This is a genomic window from Sphingomonas sp. HITSZ_GF, from assembly GCF_029543155.1.
GTDB lineage: Bacteria > Pseudomonadota > Alphaproteobacteria > Sphingomonadales > Sphingomonadaceae > Sphingomonas.
Genome location: NZ_JARQXA010000001.1, coordinates 551,540 through 567,969, shown reverse-complemented (window position 1 = coordinate 567,969; position 16,430 = coordinate 551,540). Strand labels below are relative to the sequence as shown.

Genomic DNA, 16,430 nt, shown 5'->3' with positions numbered 1-16,430 from the left:
GGTTCCCTTTCAGCATTATCGGACGTTCAGAAGCTCCCAGCATCCCATGCCGGAACGGGCGAGCTGGCCGTAAGCGGGCCAGCAAACCAAAAAGCGGGCCGCCGATCCGTCCATCCATCGCGGCGGCCACACTGCCGCGAGGTCACGCACGGACCTTTCAAGACGGGCTTTACTATACTGCTGCCCATTGGCAGCGTCCTGTAACCCTGCCTAGAAAGCCAGCTTCAGCACTTTAAGGGGTGTGTATAAATTGGCGGCCAGTGAGTTCGAGCGACAATTACGCAAACATGCCGGCCCCTCAGCTCCCCCGGCGCTCAACCTGACCCATGTCACTTCGCATGCGAAGATGATGACCATCCTGCGCGAGGGTGCGTTCCGATCTGACCGGGACTGCAAAGTCTATGGCGAAAGGTTGGTCTACACGTTCTACGGTCGCGCGGCATATCGGCCGACGCGCAGCGAAGAGGACGTTGTCTATGACGACATAATTTATGCGCCAGTCTGCTTCCTTGTAAAACCATCTGTCATTGGCGACGCCAAACGTGCGCTGCCATTCGATAGCGGTGGCTATGTCCATTATGGTCCGACCATGCATCCAAGCTGGACGAAGGATGATTTCGAGATCGGATGCACGCCTGACAGCGTCACTGCCGTCGTCTCGACTTTCTGGGCCAGCGACGTGGATTATCTCTCCTCGCGGCCGAAAATGACCCTCGATATTCCAGCGTCACACGACCGGCTGCGCCAATATCACCGGCTGATCACGGCAGCACTAACGAGGACATTCGACACTCGCTGCTCGACCGTTGAACTCCAGTTCACCGTTCCGCTCGCCCTCGACGGCAAGATTGCAGCTGTCATCGTTCCCGATGAGGCGATGGACGAGGATTTGATCGAGTTTGCTGTCGGACTGGGCGCAGAGCTGATCCCCTATCGCTACGAAACACCGTTTCGCCCCGAGGATTTTCTGCGCTCGATCCAATTCGCCGTCCAAGATTATTATCGCCCCGGATCTCTAGCATGACCAAGCGCTATCGAACCTCGGGCATGATGAATGCAACGGGCATATGGCCGACCTTCGTTCATCCGGTCTTTTCCAGCGTGGGCGCCGGCAATGGCATGTTTCTGCAGGTAATCGGGATTGATGGCCGGATGAGAGAGGTCGTTGACTATCAACCTGCACCAGAATCTCCCTTCTATGCCCTGAATGAGGAGCACTTCGTCGAGGAAGGTGGGCATGCCCTGCACGGCTTCTGCCTCTCTGAGCAGCACATTCTGATTGGAACGCGGGACGAGATCGCCCCTCGCCTCTCCCAGCTGATCGACGATCCGCGTCTTAAAACCAGACCCTTGTTGCGGCTCGACGCCGTCGAATTTGCGCAAAGGTGGGATCGGCTGGCCGATGCCGCTTCTCAGGCCCTACACCTACTCGGGCAAGTTTCGCCCAGAAACGCGGAACGTTGGCGCGACGGGGTCTTTTTAACCCGGCAACTTCGGCTCGCCGTTGCGCGTGTGCTTGGGTGGACGAAGGATCCGCTCTCCTATTACGAGCAGTTGAACTCCGTCTTCCTAACCAAGTCAGATGGCAGGCCGACGGTGGAGATTGGTGCCGACCTTCGAGCCGATCTCGATCAATCGGGTGCGTGGCAGGTCGAGGTTGGCGCATCAGTCGCGCGATTCTTCGACGTTTTCCAGATGCGCGTCGACGAGCTGGCATTCCAGTTCGTGGCCTCCTCCGCCGCTGCTCCCGTCACCGCCAAGCAGCCAGCGACCCGGACATCTTGGTCTGCCCATACGCTTGAGAGAGCCAACTGGCTGATTTGTCCCTTCGGTCGCCGCGCGCAGAGGGCGATGCGAGGGCGCGAACTCTCAGCGCGCAGCGATATGCTCGTTATCGATCCCGAAGAGCCTCATGTCTTCGAACAATTGGCTGAGGCTCTTGCCGGTCGCAGGATCGACATGGCGTTCGTATGTGACATGGACGATCAAAGCCAGGCGGAGGCGCTGGCTGCAAATCAAACAGCCGCCGAGCATTTTACAGTGACGCTCGGCCTGATCCTCGGCGCACAAACCGCAAGGCGGCCGTCCACCTATTGGCCAGCATGGCTCGGCCATTTCAGCCAGCACCACATCATCGTCGACGGTCATGCTGAACTGTTCGGCCCGCGCTCGCGCTATCCTCTCGCGCGCCTCGTCCGCGCGTGGCTGGACCATATCCATACACCGGAAACCCTCATTAAGGAGCCAGGGGGGGCCGATGACTGGGCAGCCTTCTCGCTGGGATCTCAACCCGGCGGCGTCGCCAATGCGGGCCGCGCGCTGCGCCAAGCGGTGGCCAGTCTCGCCAATTTGCATTTCAGCGCGCGATCCGCTCTCAGCGCCGATGTGCGCGTCGCCTCAGTCGGACGTCTCGGACTAGACGCCCGCGACGAGCTGAAAAAATCGTTATCCAGCATGCTGGATATCAACACGATCGATATCGGCTGGCACCAGATCCGGATGCAGCAGCAGCCAGTGCCGGTCCAGACTAGCCTTCTGGTCCACGGCGTTGAGTTCGAAGAGCAAGGACCGGACCTCAAGGCAATATCGGAAGCGACCGAAATCGTGATGAGGGCAGCCGGCTTCGAAATCGAGGGGCGTGACTATTATGATGACGCAGTCACGCTTCTGATTGGCGGAGTAGCGCCCTTCAAGGTGATCGCCGCACTTTCGTATAGCGACGATATCGATTTGGGGGCACCGGACAGCATTGTGTCGGTCGGATCAAGCAAGGCGCGAAAAGGCTTCGCCGCGTTCTTCGACGAAGAACCGCCCGTCCTGCGCTTCGATGAGTTCGCCTTTCTCCAGGGCAGTGATAATCCGGTAGGGCTCGCCCGATATATGACATCGACGCTAGGCTCGCCCTCAGAGCTGATCGAGCGGTATCACGAACAGATTGAAGCCGACATACTCCACGCAGTGCTCACGCGACCCGAGCGCTACGATCTCTATCAAACATTACTGGATCTTTCTCAAAATACGCGGATCGAGGGTGCCGATATCAGCATCGATCGGGTCACCCGCCAGCCGGGCTATTGCCTCCGGTTCGAAGGCTCGCTTCAACTGGCTGTCGAGCTCAACTATGGTAATGGCGACGTCAACATAAGCGACAATTATCCCGGCACCTTCCTCTACGAGGTCGGCCCGGACGACGGTGGCCGGCTCGTCAAGGCGAGCGCCGACACCAGCAGCTTCTATGAGTGAAGCTACATTCCGCTGTGTGGGACATAGCCGAGTTCAGAAGCGTCCGCGAAGGTTCGCTGGCGGAATGACGCGAATCCCGGCCGCCGCTTCTCGTCCATCCGGGTTGGATCATAATAGACCGACATAAGGCTTTGGAGGAGACGCTGGAGAGGGATGTGCGTTTCCGTTCGACAATCGACGGCGATGTAGCGGGCGCCGGCATCGCCACCATTGTCGATCCGCGTCTTGAACACGCAGGTGCGGGAGAGCACCGATACCTCGTTGACCATTGGATCGAATGCCGCTCCAGCATGTACGTCGCGGATGGCCGTAAAGATTCGTTCGTTCAGCTTCGTGTCACTCGCCTCTTTCGCGGCAAAAGCCATCAGCGCGGTGAAAGGCCCTCGCCGCCCCGAGGCGCGACACAGATCCGCAGCGCCTTTCAGCGCGGCGATCTCGTCTGCGATAGCCTGGTCATATAGGGTCTTCTTGACCGAGATGACGCCGATCACGCCTTCCGGCGGGACGATGCAGAACTCCTCGAACTGTTCGAACACCGGATAGTCATCCATGTCATAGACTATGATGTCGAGCTGGGAGCTGTGCCGATCGGGGTATTCAGTCACGCGTGCGGTGTCCTGCACGCCAGTCTTCGTCGCTGGGCACAGGATAAATCCCGAAACGGCGCGCAGATTGGCCGGCAGATGCTTATTGAGAAATGTACGCACGAGAGCCTCGATATATCGTCCCTCTTCGCCCCGATGGGCTGCTCCGCTCGTCTTGTGATGCGGCAATAGGGTTTCGATCACCTTGTATCTTTGAAGCAGTGTATCGGCTTCGATCGCAAAGAAATCTCGAACACGAAGCCCCTTGGCCGCATTGTGCAGGCTACTGTCAGTCATCAGCAGATCACTCTCGTCTAAGCTGGAGCCACACACATTTGGCGGAGGGATAGCCAGCGGGCGATCCCGTCTGAGGAATTTCGCACGAAGTGGCAATCGCCCGTCATCGAAGCTTAAACGACGGAGGCGTTTGGTGCCGCGGGATCTGGCCGGATCTGCACAAACGGGGTCCGAGAAATATAGCATCACATGAACACCGGCCATTGGGATCGGGTTCGGGTTACCTGAATGACCGAGACGGGGCGAGGCAGATTGCCCGCTCGGCGTGACTGGAATGGCCGCTTCTGGCTCGGCCGGTCATTCAAAAGAATGTCCGGGTCTGATCGGAAGCTGACTCTTCGCTTCCGCAGCCCTCGGTCAAGCTGCTGCGCTTTGCTCCAGCGCAGCGATCCATTCTTCGCAGATCACCTGCACCGCTTGGCCGAGCGCCTCAACGCGCTCGCTGAGCCAAGCCAATTCGTCCTCGCTGATTCGATAGTGCTTCGAATAGCGTGCCTTCACATAGGCTTCCTTGAGCTTCTCGAAGCGGGACCGGTCGGCACGATTGTCACGCGGCCATGCATCGACCAGCCGAGGATCGATGCGTTCAGCCTGGGTGCGCAGGAACCCGAGATTATGAACGTGCGGCGTGTAGAACGTGCAGACCAGTAGCACGCAGTGATACAGGCGCTCGGCGGTCTGATGAAGATCGAACGCCGCATCCTTCTTGAGCCCTTCGGCCATCGCATAGCGGGCGAGCTTGAAACGCGACATTGCGGCCGGCATCCACTCCTCGAAATATTCCCGCGCCATCGCCAGTGCCTGAGCAGGCGTTTTAGGCTTGGGCTCGTGGAATTCGGTGTCCTCGCTCTGATAGAGCGCGATCCCGTCGCGGGCGACGTCGATGAAGAAATAGCGCCCGTGCGCCAGCCCGTCGTTCACCTCATGCATGGTGTGCACGATGAAGTTGACCGGCGTGCGCAGCGTCTTGGTGATCGCCAGTTCGCGGTTGAGCCGGTCCTCGGCGGTCGACCAGAATTCGATGCGGTCGGTCAGCTTGTCGTTGTTGACGATCACCAGCAGGTCAAAATCCGACTGATAGCCCTTGGCGGTGTGCGGCTCATCGACCCAGCCCCCGCGCGCATAGCTGCCGTACAGGATGACCTTGAGGATGCGCGCGTTCTTCTTCCAATCGGAAGTCGCGATGGCGACCGCGTCGCCGAACTCCTCGAACAGAATCTGGACGACGCGTTCCAGCTCGCGCTGCTTGGCCGGGGGAAGATGATCGAGGTCGGTGCGCATTGCGAAACGATCCTATCCGAGCATTGCCGAAAAGAACAACCGCGCGGGTTGCCCCGCGCGGCAGGAAGTCACCAGAAGTGCCACCACGGACGCGGCGGCGCATCGACTGCGCGGACGAAGCTGGCGAGCGCCTTGGCGAAGCGCGCCTCGACTTCGGCGAGGCTGATATCGAACCGCGCCGCGACCTGATGATAGTCGAGATCTTCGAAGCGGATGGCGCAGAACACCTCGCGCTGATCACGCGGAAGGTTGCGGATCGCACGCCGCATCCGGCGTGCCAGACGGGAATCGAGTTGGTCGGTCATGGGGAATCTCCCGACACGAAAAGGACGCTGGCGGCACGGTGGCCGCCAGCATGAGGCTCAGGCCGCCTGACGCAGCGGCTCGGCGACCACGGAAAGGCCAGCGACCTTGGCGGCACGAGCGACGGTCGGCACGCCGCCGCGTTCGGTGTAGGCCTCGGGCGGAAACGCCATCCACCGGGGCACCCAGCCCTCGACCTTGGCGCGGCCATTGCCGGTCAGGCAGTCGCGGATGATCCGGCGCTTGACCTTGCCGGTCGCGGCGTCGTTGGCGTTCGCCACCGTCTCGCCCGCCACATCGCGCAGCACCGCGCCCAGCACCTCGCGGTCGCGGATCAGGTCGAGCAAGGCGTCGTCACCCTGCCAGACCTTGGCCATGTCGGTGCCGAGCAACGGTCCCAGCACTTCGATCAGCGCGCTGCCTGCCTGCAGTGTCTCGGCCATCACCACCGCCACCACATCGAGCAGCGCAGCATCGGGAAGATCGAGCAAGCGCAGGAACAGCCCCGCCAGCCCATGATCGCCGTCATAGCCGCCGGTGACGGACGCGCTGTCCGCGTCGAAGCCGAGCAGCGCCAGCACCGCCCGCCGCTTCTCGCCGAACGGCTCCTCGGAAGCACAGGCCCGCACGCTCTCGCCGATTTCCGGACTGACGGCATGCTGGTCTTCCACCCGGACAGTCCAGAGCGGAGACCCCGCAATGGCATGCGCCACCATCAGCCGCAGCGCGACCGAGGTCTGCCCGGCAAGATCGGCCCGCACCGCCGCGTGCCGATGCAGATCGACATAGTTGCGGATCGCCGAACTGATCTCGGGCCGCACCGGCTTCTCGGCCACGTCCGCCATTTTGAGCTTCCTGGCCTCCTTGCGCGAGACATAGCCCTCATGGACGGTGACATCGCCGCGCGTTCCCACGGTGAAGAACACCTTGCCGCCCTTGCGCTTGGCGCAGCGCTCATGCTCCCAGCTCTGGAACGTCTCGCCGGTAGGAAGAACGATCACCTCGCACCACCCGACTTCCCGGTAACTTTCGGCCTTGGCCTCGATGGCAGGCGCCTGCGCCGCCCAGAAGCTGGCGGTGTCGGCGAAATAGCGCTCGTCGCCGAACAGGTCCGAAATTACCTCGCCCGGATAGTCGGCCATGTCGAACAGCGCAGCGCTGACCGGGATCGATGCGCCGCCGAACAGCCACGCCTTGAGCTGATGACCGCTCGGGCAATAAGCCTCGGGGTCATCGAACAGCCCCAGCCAGTCGCGCTGCCGCGCCTTGGACGCGAGGGTCAGATGCCGCACGGTCGCCGCGTCGATGTCGCCCTTGCGATACAGCCCCCGGATACGCGGGAGCAGATTGCCCAGCGCCAGCGTCCGCTTCACCTGCAATTCGGTGAGGCCGAAGGTCAGCGCGATATCCTCGGGCGTCCGCCCTTCCTTGACCAGCCGGGTGAAGCTCTCCCAGCGCGTCACCTCGTCGGGGTCCAACCGCGCGACATTCTCGATCAGCGATGCTTCGAGCGCCGCCGCATCGTCACCCGCCGCGATCACCGCGCAGGGCAGCGCGTCACCTTCGCCGCTCTCGGCCGCGACCGTCAGCGCCGCATGATAGCGCCGCTTGCCCGCCACGACTTCGAACCGCCCCTCGTCCTGCGCTGGCCGCACGATCAGCGGCACCAGCACGCCCCGCGCCCGGATCGACGGCAGGATGTTGGTGATGTCCGGCTTGGCTCCCTTGGCCCGCATGTTGGCCGCCGAGACAGAGAGATTGCCGATATGGATGTGCCTGAGTTCCATCTTCCCTACTCCTCAAAACCACCGCAACCGGCGCCGGAATGGCGGGGTGGGCGGCAGGAGCGGACCGGCAGTCCCGCCGGCAGAGGTGGGCCGCACCCGAAGGGCCGCAACGAAGAGTAGGAGCTGGCGCAGCCAGCTTGCGGCACGCCGCGGCGGGACTAGAGGGTAGCGACGCCCACCCCGCCAGTTCGAGTGCCGGAGGCCAAACGCCGCGCCGCGCAGCGGCGCGTCCGCAGCCATTCAGCGCGTAGCGCTGCCCAGCGCCACAGGCGCTGCACCAAAGCCGCTCTCTCGAATCCGGGCGGCCGTCGTGGCGGCGTGCGCGCGCGCCTGTGCGCCAGCCGCCGCCGCGCCCTCCGGACGGACCGAGTGTGCGACGCGGTAAACAAAAGGTGCTGCGGACCCTGGCGGCTTCGCAGAAGCCCGCCAGCGCACGCCCATCCGCTATCGCGTTCCGCTGCCCGGCACTGCCGGGCGGATCGGTTCTGCGAACCGATCCCGCGTCCGCGATCGTCACCCGAATGGGCCGAGACGCACCGCGACTCGGCGGCGCGCAAGCGGCGTAGAGCGCCTTCACGCGCAGCGTGAGACGCCCTGACACGATGGCCCGGATTCAGGCCGCATACGGTAACCTACGCTAACCTACGAAAGTGACGCAAAGGACCGCAATGGCACCCGCTGTCCCCAGAAAGACCCTTTTCGCAGAGGCGAATTTCTGTCCAACTTTTGCCGGGGAGAACCACGCAAACGCATAAGCTCCAAGGTGATAGCAATGCATACCGAAACCCCCGACCGCATCCTCCGGATCAACGCCGTGCTCGAACGCACCGGTCTCAGCCGCTCGACCATGTATCGCAAGATGCAGAAAGGCACGTTCCCGAAGAACATCCAGATCAGCGAGCGCTGCGCCGGCTGGCGCGAGTCCGCCATCGCCGCCTGGCTGCGCAATCCGATGTTCTATTCGGTGGACGACAATCCCGCCGGCTAGATGGCGAAGCGGAACTACTCGTCGGCGCTCGTCCCGCCTTATTGCTGGGCGATCGCGATCGCCGAGAGGTCCCGGGCGGCGTCGACCATAATCCCGCTAGCCTTGCGCTCCGAATAGCGGTCGACCAGTTGCCCGGCATGGGGTCGCAGCAGCACCGTGAAGCGAACCAATTCCTCCATCACGTCGACGATGCGATCGTAATAGCTCGAGGGGCGCATCCGGCCGGCCTCGTCGAATTCCTGAAACGCCTTGGCGACGCTAGACTGGTTGGGGATCGTCACCATGCGCATCCAGCGACCGAGCAAGCGCAGCGTGTTGACCGCGTTGAACGACTGCGACCCGCCGGACACCTGCATCACAGCCAAGGTCCGGCCCTGGGTCGGCCGCATGCCCCCCATCGAGAGTGGGAGGTGGTCGATCTGCGCCTTCATGATGCCCGACACCTGACCGTGGCGCTCGGGGCTGCACCAGACCTGCCCCTCAGACCACATCGACAGTTCGCGCAGTTCATGGACGGCGGGATGGTCATCGCCCTTCACCTGATCGGGCAGCGGAAGGTCCGTGGGATCGAAGATCCGTGTCTCGGCCCCGAACAGTTGCAGCAGCCGCGCCGCCTCCTCCACCGCGAGGCGGGAGAAGGAGCGCTCACGAAGCGAACCATAGAGCAGGAGGATGCGCGGCGGCGGCTGGTCGTCACCGAGCCCGGCGCCGGGACGCCCGATCACGTAATCGGGGTCGAGCGCCGGCAGGACGTCCGGGTCGGTCAGCGTACGCAGGCGGGTCATTCCAGATCTTTCTTGAGGCGCGCCGGGCATCGACCGGCGCGGAATGGACAAAGTTCGAGCGTCCGATCGGTCATCCGCGCGCGCCTGCTTCGTACCAGCCCCGCGACCGCTTCACGATCGCGACGACCGAGAGCATCACGGGGACTTCCACCAGCACTCCGACCACGGTCGCCAGCGCCGCGCCGGACTGAAGCCCGAACAGCGAGATGGCGGCGGCCACCGCCAGCTCGAAGAAGTTCGAGGCACCGATCAGGGCGGCCGGCGCGGCAACACACCAGGCCACGCCGAAGCGGCGCGACAGCCAGTACGCGATGCCGGCATTGAGATAGACCTGGATTAGGATGGGCACGGCGATCAGCCCGATCACCATCGGGCGGCGCACAATCTGCTCCCCCTGGAAACCGAACAGCAGGACCAGGGTGCCAAGCAGCGCGACGAGCGAGATCGGGCCAAGGCGCGCCAGCAAACGGTCGAGCGCCGGTGCCCCGCCTCGGGCGAGCAACGCCCGCCGGATCAACTGCGCGACGATAACGGGCACGACGATATAGAGCAGGACCGACAGCAGCAGCGTGTCCCAAGGCACGGTGATAGACGCGACGCCGAGCAGCAGCCCCACAAGCGGCGCGAACAGGAACACCATCATCATGTCGTTCAGCGCGACCTGGCTGAGCGTGAAGTTCGGCTCGCCATCGCACAGGTTCGACCACACGAAGACCATCGCGGTGCAAGGCGCGGCTGCCAGCAGGATAAGCCCCGCGATGTAGGACGAGATCTCACCGGCAGGCAGCAGCGGCGCGAACAGCCAGCCGAGGAAGAAGGTGCCGAGCGCCGCCATCGAGAAAGGCTTCACCGCCCAGTTGACGAAGAGCGTCACGCCGACGCCCTTCCAATGCTGCCGAACCGATCCCAGCGCGCCGAAGTCGATCTTGAGCAGCATCGGCACGATCATCAGCCAGATCAGCGCGGCGACGATCAGATTGACCCGGGCGACTTCCGCCGACGCGATCAGCGCGAACGCGCCCGGGAAGAGATGACCGAGGCCGATGCCGACCACGATGCAGAGCGCCACCCAGAGCGTCAGATACCGTTCGAACAGTGTCATGCGCGGGCGTCCGGGCCGCGTTCCGCCGGGGGCGTTGCGGTGCCGCAACCGAGAGCGATCTGCATATAGACGCTGTCCAGCCATCGGCCGGCCTTCCACCCCGTGCCGGGCATGCGCCCGACCTCGGCGAAGCCGCAGGTGCGATGCAGCGCGATCGAAGCGGGCTCGGCGCCACCGATGACCGCGACCATCTGGCGGAAGCCATAGGCCTCCGCTTGCACCAGAAGCGCAGCGAGCAACTGGCGGCCAATGCCGCCGCCGCGGCGGTCATGCGCGACATAGATGCTATTCTCGCACGCATAGGCATAGGCCGGGCGGTCGCGGAACTGGGTTGCATAAGCATAGCCGACCACAGCCTCCGCATCGCAGGCGACGAGGAACGGCCAACCGCGCTCGGCTAGGCTTTCGACCTTAGCGCGGAAGTCGGCGGCGCGCGGCGGCACCAGCTCGTAGGTCGCGGTGCCGTGCAGGACATGGTGGGCGTAGATGGCGGCGATCGCCTCCGCGTCTCCCTGCACTGCTGGCCGAATGGCGACCGTCATGCGCTCGTGCCCCGCACGACTTCGCCATCCTCCTTCACGAACCGGATCGACTGCCCGTCCGGCAACAGCGCAAGCACCTTTTCGGAAGGACGGCACAGCGCGACGCCCAGCGGGGATACGACCAGTGGCCGGTTGATCAGGATCGGATGGGCGATCATCGCATCGATCAGCGCGTCGTCGCTCAGCGTCTCGTCTTCGAGGCCCAGCTCGGCAAAGGGCGTGCCCTTCTCGCGCAGCAATTGTCGCGGTGCGATCCCGGCGCGCGCCATCAGTTGAACAAGCAGTGCGCGGGTCGGAGGCGTCTTCAGATACTCGACCACATGCGGCTCGATGCCCGCCTCGCGGATCATGCCCAATGTGTTGCGCGACGTGCCGCATTCGGGGTTGTGATAGATGATGATGTCGATCGACATGGTGCCTCCGGTCAGCAGCAAGCGAGTTCGGCAAGCAGCGGCTCGCACAGATCGGCGCGCCCCTGGCAGCAGTCCTTGGCGAGGAAGAGCATCAGGGCGCGGAGCGCATCGATCTCGGCGCGCTGAATGAAATTGCGCCCGCGCTTTTCTGCGCGGACCAGCCCCGCCTTGGCGAGGACCGCCAGATGCGTGGAGAAGGTGCTCTGGCTCAGGCCGCTTGCTTCGACGAGTTGGCCGGTCGCCAGCCCGTCCGGCTCGTGCCGGACGAGCAAGCGAAACGCGGCGAGCCGCGTCGGATGTGCGAGTGCGGCAAGCGCCGCGAGAGCAACTTCGTCGTTCATGCATCGGCAATACCCGATGCAATCGAGCCGCGTCAACACCTATCGGCTTTCACCGATGGGTCATCGGGGTCGCTTGGATTTCGCCTTCGCGGCTCGGGCCAGTCGCGCGACCTCTGCCGCCCATAGTTTGAGGGCAGCACCCTTCTCATCGAAATAGTTATGTCGCTGATAGACGCCGACGATACCGGAACGAGCGCCCGAAAGGTGGTTGAGCGCGGCCTCCGTAACCTCGAGCCGGACGCCTAACCGCTGCAGCCCCGTCGCCATCGTCCGACGCAGGTCGTGAAGAGTCCAATGCGGCACGGGTTCGCCGACGCGTTCCTCCAGACCCGCGCGCAGACGCGTCATCGCCTTACTGAACCCGCTTGGACCGGCCTCCCAGTTCCCGCGCGCAGGGATCAGCTTGTCGCCCCGGTCATGCTCCAGCAGCCCCTTCACGAGGGCAAACGCTGGATTGGACAGCGGGACGAAATGCGCGACGCCGTTTTTCGCGCGGGCAGCCGGGATCGTCCAGAGCCGCTTCTCCAGATCGAACTCGGATCGCTCGGCCTCGAAGACTTCATTGCGCCGCTGGCCGGTCAACAACAGCAGTTTGATCGCGGGCCCGAACGGGTGCCCCTCGCCGTCGAGCACATGCCACAGGGCACCGATCTCGGCGTCCGTCAGCACCCGCTCGCGCGCCTTGGGTTTGGGCGGGCGACCAGCGTCTCGGCATGGATTGCCGGGAAGGCGATCCAGCCGCGGCATGGCCCAGCTATAGAAAGCGGAGAACTGGGAGAGGACATTGCGCGCCATAACGGGGGTGCGCTTGGCGATCCGGTCGATGAAGCGGGTGATCTCGCTCCGCGTGATACCGTCCGCCGCGCGGTCGCCAAATTCGGGCAGGATGTGCTGCTTGAAGATGCGCTCCACCTCACCAACGGTGCGCAGATGCGCTTTCGCCTGCCGGTAATCGGGCCACATCGCATTGAGTGTATGAGCATGAACGACACGGCGCTGAGGTTTCGGAACCGCCGCGGCCGGATCAGCCTTCAGCTCTACATCGGAAAGAATCTGGCGCGCCTTCTTTCGCGCCTCGGCGATGGTCAGTCGCTCACCGAACCGCCCCAGCGTAAGGTTGCGATTCTTTCCGGCGATCCGCTTACGCAGTACGAACGTCTTGATACCGGTCGTTCCGACGCGAACCCTGAGCCCAGGGACCATGGAGTCCCGATACTCGATCTGGCCGGAAGTAGCAGGCCGCAGCGCCATGATCTTGGCGTCGCTCAGCGGGCCCGACACTTTCGGGACCGTCGCTACTTTCGATACCTGTTTGCCGGTGCGGCTGTTACCTAGCGCCATCTGAATCTCCCATCACCTTCGCTACCTTAGGTAAAAACTAACCGAAATAGCGCGGTATTGATTGGGACAGCATGACACGTAAGTCTTTGTTATCAAGACGCAGTGACTTTTAATGGAACCTATTTGGTTCGCCTCTTAATCAGCGGGTCCTAGGTTCGAGCCCTAGTGCGTCCACCATTCCCCTCCCAGATCCGACGCCCTGCAAGCGATGCCGCGGCATTGCCGGGCATCGCTTGCCGGATCTCGGCTAGGCCGGCACGCGGCCGAATTTCGCATAGAGCGTCGGCAGCACAAACAGCGTCAACAGCGTCGCGCTGATCAGCCCGCCAATCACCACCGTCGCCAGCGGCTTCTGCACTTCGGCGCCCGCGCCGTGTCCCAGCGCCATCGGGACGAAGCCGAGGCTCGCCACGAGCGCAGTCATCGCGACGGGCCGCAGCCGGGCGAGCGCCCCTTCCCGCGCCGCGGCGGCGCGGCCGCGGCCTTGCGCGGCGAGCTGCTGGATCGCCGTGAGCATGACGAGTCCGTTGAGCACCGCGATGCCTGACAGGGCGATGAATCCCACCGCGGCGGAGATCGAAAAAGGCATGCCCCTGAGCAGCAGCGCCAGCACGCCGCCCACCAGCGCGAGCGGCACGCCGGTGAACACGATCGCGGCATCGCGAATGTTGCCGAGCGCGCCGAACAACAGCAGCAGGATCAGCGCGAAGCAACCCGGCACCACCAGCATCAGCCGGTCGCGTGCCGAGGCGAGGTTCTCGAACTGCCCGCCCCATTCGAGCCAGGTGCCGGCGGGGAGCTGGACCTCGCGGGCGATCGCGGCCCGGGCATCGCCGACAACGCTCGCGACATCGCGACCGCGGACATTCGCCTGGACGACGACGCGCCGCTTGCCATTCTCGCGGCTGATCTGGTTCGGCCCCTCGGCCAGCCGGATATCGGCGACCGAGGCGAGCGGCACGAAGCCGCCGGCGGGCGTCGGCACCGGAGTCTGGCCGAGCGTATCGATATCGGCCCGCGACGCGTCGTCGAGGCGGATCACCACCGGGAAGCTGCGGTCGCCTTCGAATATCCGTCCCGCCTCGCGCCCGCCGACGGCGATCGCCACGGTATCGGCGACATCCTGTGCGCTGACGCCGACGACCGCGGCGCGGTCCTGGGCATAGGCGATGTCGAGCATCGGCAGGCCTTCGGTCTGCTCGACCTTGACGTCCGCTGCGCCCGCCGTGCGACGCAGCACTGTGGCGATGCGTTCGGCAGTGGCGTTCATCTCGGCAAAATCCTCGCCGAAGATCTTGATCGCCACATCGGAGCGTACGCCGGCGATCAGCTCGTTGAAGCGCATCTGGATCGGCTGGGTCACCTCATAGGCATGACCGGGGACCGTCGCGAGCCGCGCCTCGATCCGTTCGACCAGCGCGGACTTCGGCTCGGACGGGTTCGGCCACTCCTTGCGGTCCTTGAGCATGATGAAGGTATCGGTGGCGTTGGGCGGCATCGGATCGGAAGCGACCTCGGCCGTGCCGGTACGCGAGAACACCGTGCGGATCTCCGGCATGCCGTGCAGCGCCTTCTCTATCTGGAACTGCATCTTCTGGCTCTGCTCGACCGAGGTGCCGGGCACGCGGAAGGCGGAAACCAGCACATCGCCTTCGTCGAGCTGGGGCAGGAATTCCTGACCGAGCGCCAGGAACGCGGCACCGCCCAGCGCCGCCGTGCCGATCGCGACGCCGATGACGGTACGGGGCTTGCGCAGGGCCCCGTCCAGCCCCGGCTCGTAGCGGCGGCGGAGCCAGGCGAGGATGCGGTTCTCCTTCTCCTCCACCGGACGCGAGAGCAGGCAGGCGATCGCAGCGGGCACGAAGGTGAGCGACAGGAGGAAGGCACAGGCCAGCGCGAGGATCAAGGTGAGCGCCATCGGCTCGAAGGTGCGCCCCTCCACCCCGCTCAGGGTGAGCAGCGGCACGTAGACGAGGATGACGATCGCCTGGCCATAGACCGAGGGGCGGATCATCTCGCGCGCGGCGGCTGCAACCACCTCGAGCCGCTCCGGCAACAGCAGCGGGCGCCCCTCCTCCTGCTGGCGCTCGGCGATGCGCCGCAGGGCGTTCTCGACGATGATCACCGCGCCGTCGACGATCAGCCCGAAATCAAGCGCGCCGAGGCTCATCAGGTTGGCCGAAACGCCGACCCGCAACATCCCGAAGCTGGTCATCAGCATCGTGATCGGAATGACCAGGGCCGCGATCAGCGCTGCGCGGAGGTTGCCGAGCAGCAGGAACAGCACCGCGATCACCAGCAGCGCGCCTTCGGACAGGTTGCGCACGACGGTCGCGATCGTCGCATCGACGAGGCGGGTGCGATCGAGCACGGGTTCGATGACGATGTCGCGCGGCAACGCGGGGCCGATCGCCTTGAGCCTGGCATCGACGCCTGAGGATACAGTACGGCTGTTTTCGCCGATCCGCATGATCGCCGTGCCGGTGATCACTTCGCGGCCATTCTCGGAACCCGAACCCATGCGGACACCCTGCCCCAGCCGCACGTCTGCGACCTGGCCGAGCGTGATCGGCACGCCATCGCGCGTCGCGATCACCCGGTCGCGAAGCTGGGCGAGGCTGCGGATGCGGGCATCGGCGCGCACCGCCAGGCCTTCGCCGTTGCGGTTCACCGTGCCGCCGCCTGTGGCGACGTTGTTGCGTTCGAGCGCCGCCGCCAGATCGGTGAGCGACAGCCGAAGCGCCGCCAGCCGCTGGGCATCGGGGACAACGAGATATTCCTTCTCATGGCCGCCGAGCGAATCCACACCGGCCACACCCTCCACCGCCTTGATCTGCGGCGCGACGATCCAGTCCTGGACGGTGTGGAGATAGGTCGCCTTGCCTGCCTCGCTGGCCAGCCGGTCGCCCTCGGGCGTGATGTAGCTGCCGTCGGGCTGGAGCCCGGGCTCGCCGAGCCGATGCTGGGCATGGCCACGTTCGGCATAGCGCAATGTCCAGATATAGACTTCGCCTAGGCCGGTGGCGATCGGCCCCATCTCGGGCCGTACGCCGGAGGGCAGGCTCTCCTCGGCCGCGATCAGTCGCTCCTGCACCTGCTGGCGGGCGAAATAGATGTCGGTCGAATCGCTGAACACTGCGGTGACCTGTACGAAGCCGTTGCGGCTCAGCGAGCGTGTGCTCTCCAGCCCCTTGATGCCGGCCAGCGCAGTTTCGATCGGAAAAGCGACCTGTTTCTCGATCAACTCGGGCGACAGCGCCGGCGCGAGGACATTCACCTGCACCTGGTTGTTGGTGATATCGGGAACCGCGTCGATCGGCAGCCGCCAGAGGCTGGCGGCACCGACGAGCGCGGCAACAGCGGTGAGCAGCAGGACGAGCCAGCGCCTGTCGACTGCCCAGGTGACGATATGGCCGATCATTG

Annotated in this window: 14 protein-coding genes; 3 read left to right on the top strand and 11 right to left on the bottom strand. The window is 64.3% G+C overall.

Annotated features, from left to right (window positions below; genetic code table 11):
* Positions 1-250 precede the first annotated feature (250 nt).
* The gene (locus P6144_RS02800; RefSeq protein WP_277766196.1) at positions 251-1,024 is read left to right on the top strand and encodes a hypothetical protein; all 774 of its coding nucleotides are present in this window, start codon (positions 251-253) and stop codon (positions 1,022-1,024) included.
* Positions 1,021-3,243 (top strand): hypothetical protein, encoded by a 2,223-nt coding sequence (locus P6144_RS02795; RefSeq protein ID WP_277766195.1) that lies wholly within the window; start codon positions 1,021-1,023, stop codon positions 3,241-3,243. Before P6144_RS02800 ends, P6144_RS02795 begins: the two co-directional genes overlap by 4 nt.
* A 2-nt stretch (positions 3,244-3,245) precedes the next feature.
* Here the strand turns inward: P6144_RS02795 and P6144_RS02790 are convergent, their stop codons facing one another.
* The 4 genes from P6144_RS02790 to P6144_RS02775 form a co-directional block, all read right to left on the bottom strand.
* The gene (locus P6144_RS02790) at positions 3,246-4,124 is read right to left on the bottom strand and encodes a DUF6602 domain-containing protein (RefSeq protein ID WP_277766194.1); all 879 of its coding nucleotides are present in this window, start codon (positions 4,122-4,124) and stop codon (positions 3,246-3,248) included.
* 357 nt (positions 4,125-4,481) lie between these two features.
* On the bottom strand, positions 4,482-5,405 hold the full coding sequence (locus P6144_RS02785) for a HEPN domain-containing protein (protein ID WP_277766193.1): 924 nt from the start codon (positions 5,403-5,405) through the stop codon (positions 4,482-4,484).
* A 68-nt stretch (positions 5,406-5,473) separates the two neighbouring features.
* Entirely contained in the window at positions 5,474-5,710 is a 237-nt protein-coding gene (locus P6144_RS02780) for a sigma-70 region 4 domain-containing protein (RefSeq protein ID WP_277766192.1), read from the bottom strand.
* A gap of 57 nt (positions 5,711-5,767) precedes the next feature.
* Positions 5,768-7,495: a ParB N-terminal domain-containing protein gene (locus P6144_RS02775; protein WP_277766191.1), complete on the bottom strand. Its 1,728-nt coding sequence runs from the start codon at positions 7,493-7,495 to the stop codon at positions 5,768-5,770.
* Between the two features lie 772 nt (positions 7,496-8,267).
* Here P6144_RS02775 and P6144_RS02770 point away from each other — a divergent pair.
* Positions 8,268-8,483: an AlpA family phage regulatory protein gene (locus tag P6144_RS02770; protein WP_277766190.1), complete on the top strand. Its 216-nt coding sequence runs from the start codon at positions 8,268-8,270 to the stop codon at positions 8,481-8,483.
* Positions 8,484-8,521: 38 nt separating this feature from the next.
* Here the strand turns inward: P6144_RS02770 and arsH are convergent, their stop codons facing one another.
* From arsH to P6144_RS02735, 7 genes are all read right to left on the bottom strand, one after another.
* The gene (gene arsH / locus P6144_RS02765; protein WP_277766189.1) at positions 8,522-9,268 is read right to left on the bottom strand and encodes an arsenical resistance protein ArsH; all 747 of its coding nucleotides are present in this window, start codon (positions 9,266-9,268) and stop codon (positions 8,522-8,524) included.
* A gap of 70 nt (positions 9,269-9,338) precedes the next feature.
* The gene (gene arsB, locus P6144_RS02760; RefSeq protein WP_277766188.1) at positions 9,339-10,370 is read right to left on the bottom strand and encodes an ACR3 family arsenite efflux transporter; all 1,032 of its coding nucleotides are present in this window, start codon (positions 10,368-10,370) and stop codon (positions 9,339-9,341) included.
* Positions 10,367-10,912, bottom strand: a complete 546-nt coding sequence (locus P6144_RS02755) for a GNAT family N-acetyltransferase (protein WP_277766187.1) — start codon at positions 10,910-10,912, stop codon at positions 10,367-10,369. The genes arsB and P6144_RS02755 overlap by 4 nt, the downstream gene beginning before the upstream one ends.
* Entirely contained in the window at positions 10,909-11,325 is a 417-nt protein-coding gene (gene arsC / locus P6144_RS02750; protein WP_277766759.1) for an arsenate reductase (glutaredoxin), read from the bottom strand. The genes P6144_RS02755 and arsC overlap by 4 nt, the downstream gene beginning before the upstream one ends.
* Before the next feature lie 11 nt (positions 11,326-11,336).
* Positions 11,337-11,666, bottom strand: coding sequence for a metalloregulator ArsR/SmtB family transcription factor (locus tag P6144_RS02745; protein ID WP_277766186.1), 330 nt, complete (start codon positions 11,664-11,666; stop codon positions 11,337-11,339).
* Positions 11,667-11,726: 60 nt separating this feature from the next.
* Positions 11,727-13,007, bottom strand: coding sequence for a site-specific integrase (locus P6144_RS02740; RefSeq protein ID WP_277766185.1), 1,281 nt, complete (start codon positions 13,005-13,007; stop codon positions 11,727-11,729).
* Between the two features lie 247 nt (positions 13,008-13,254).
* Positions 13,255-16,428 (bottom strand): CusA/CzcA family heavy metal efflux RND transporter, encoded by a 3,174-nt coding sequence (locus P6144_RS02735; protein ID WP_277766184.1) that lies wholly within the window; start codon positions 16,426-16,428, stop codon positions 13,255-13,257.
* Between the last annotated feature and the right edge of the window lie 2 nt (positions 16,429-16,430).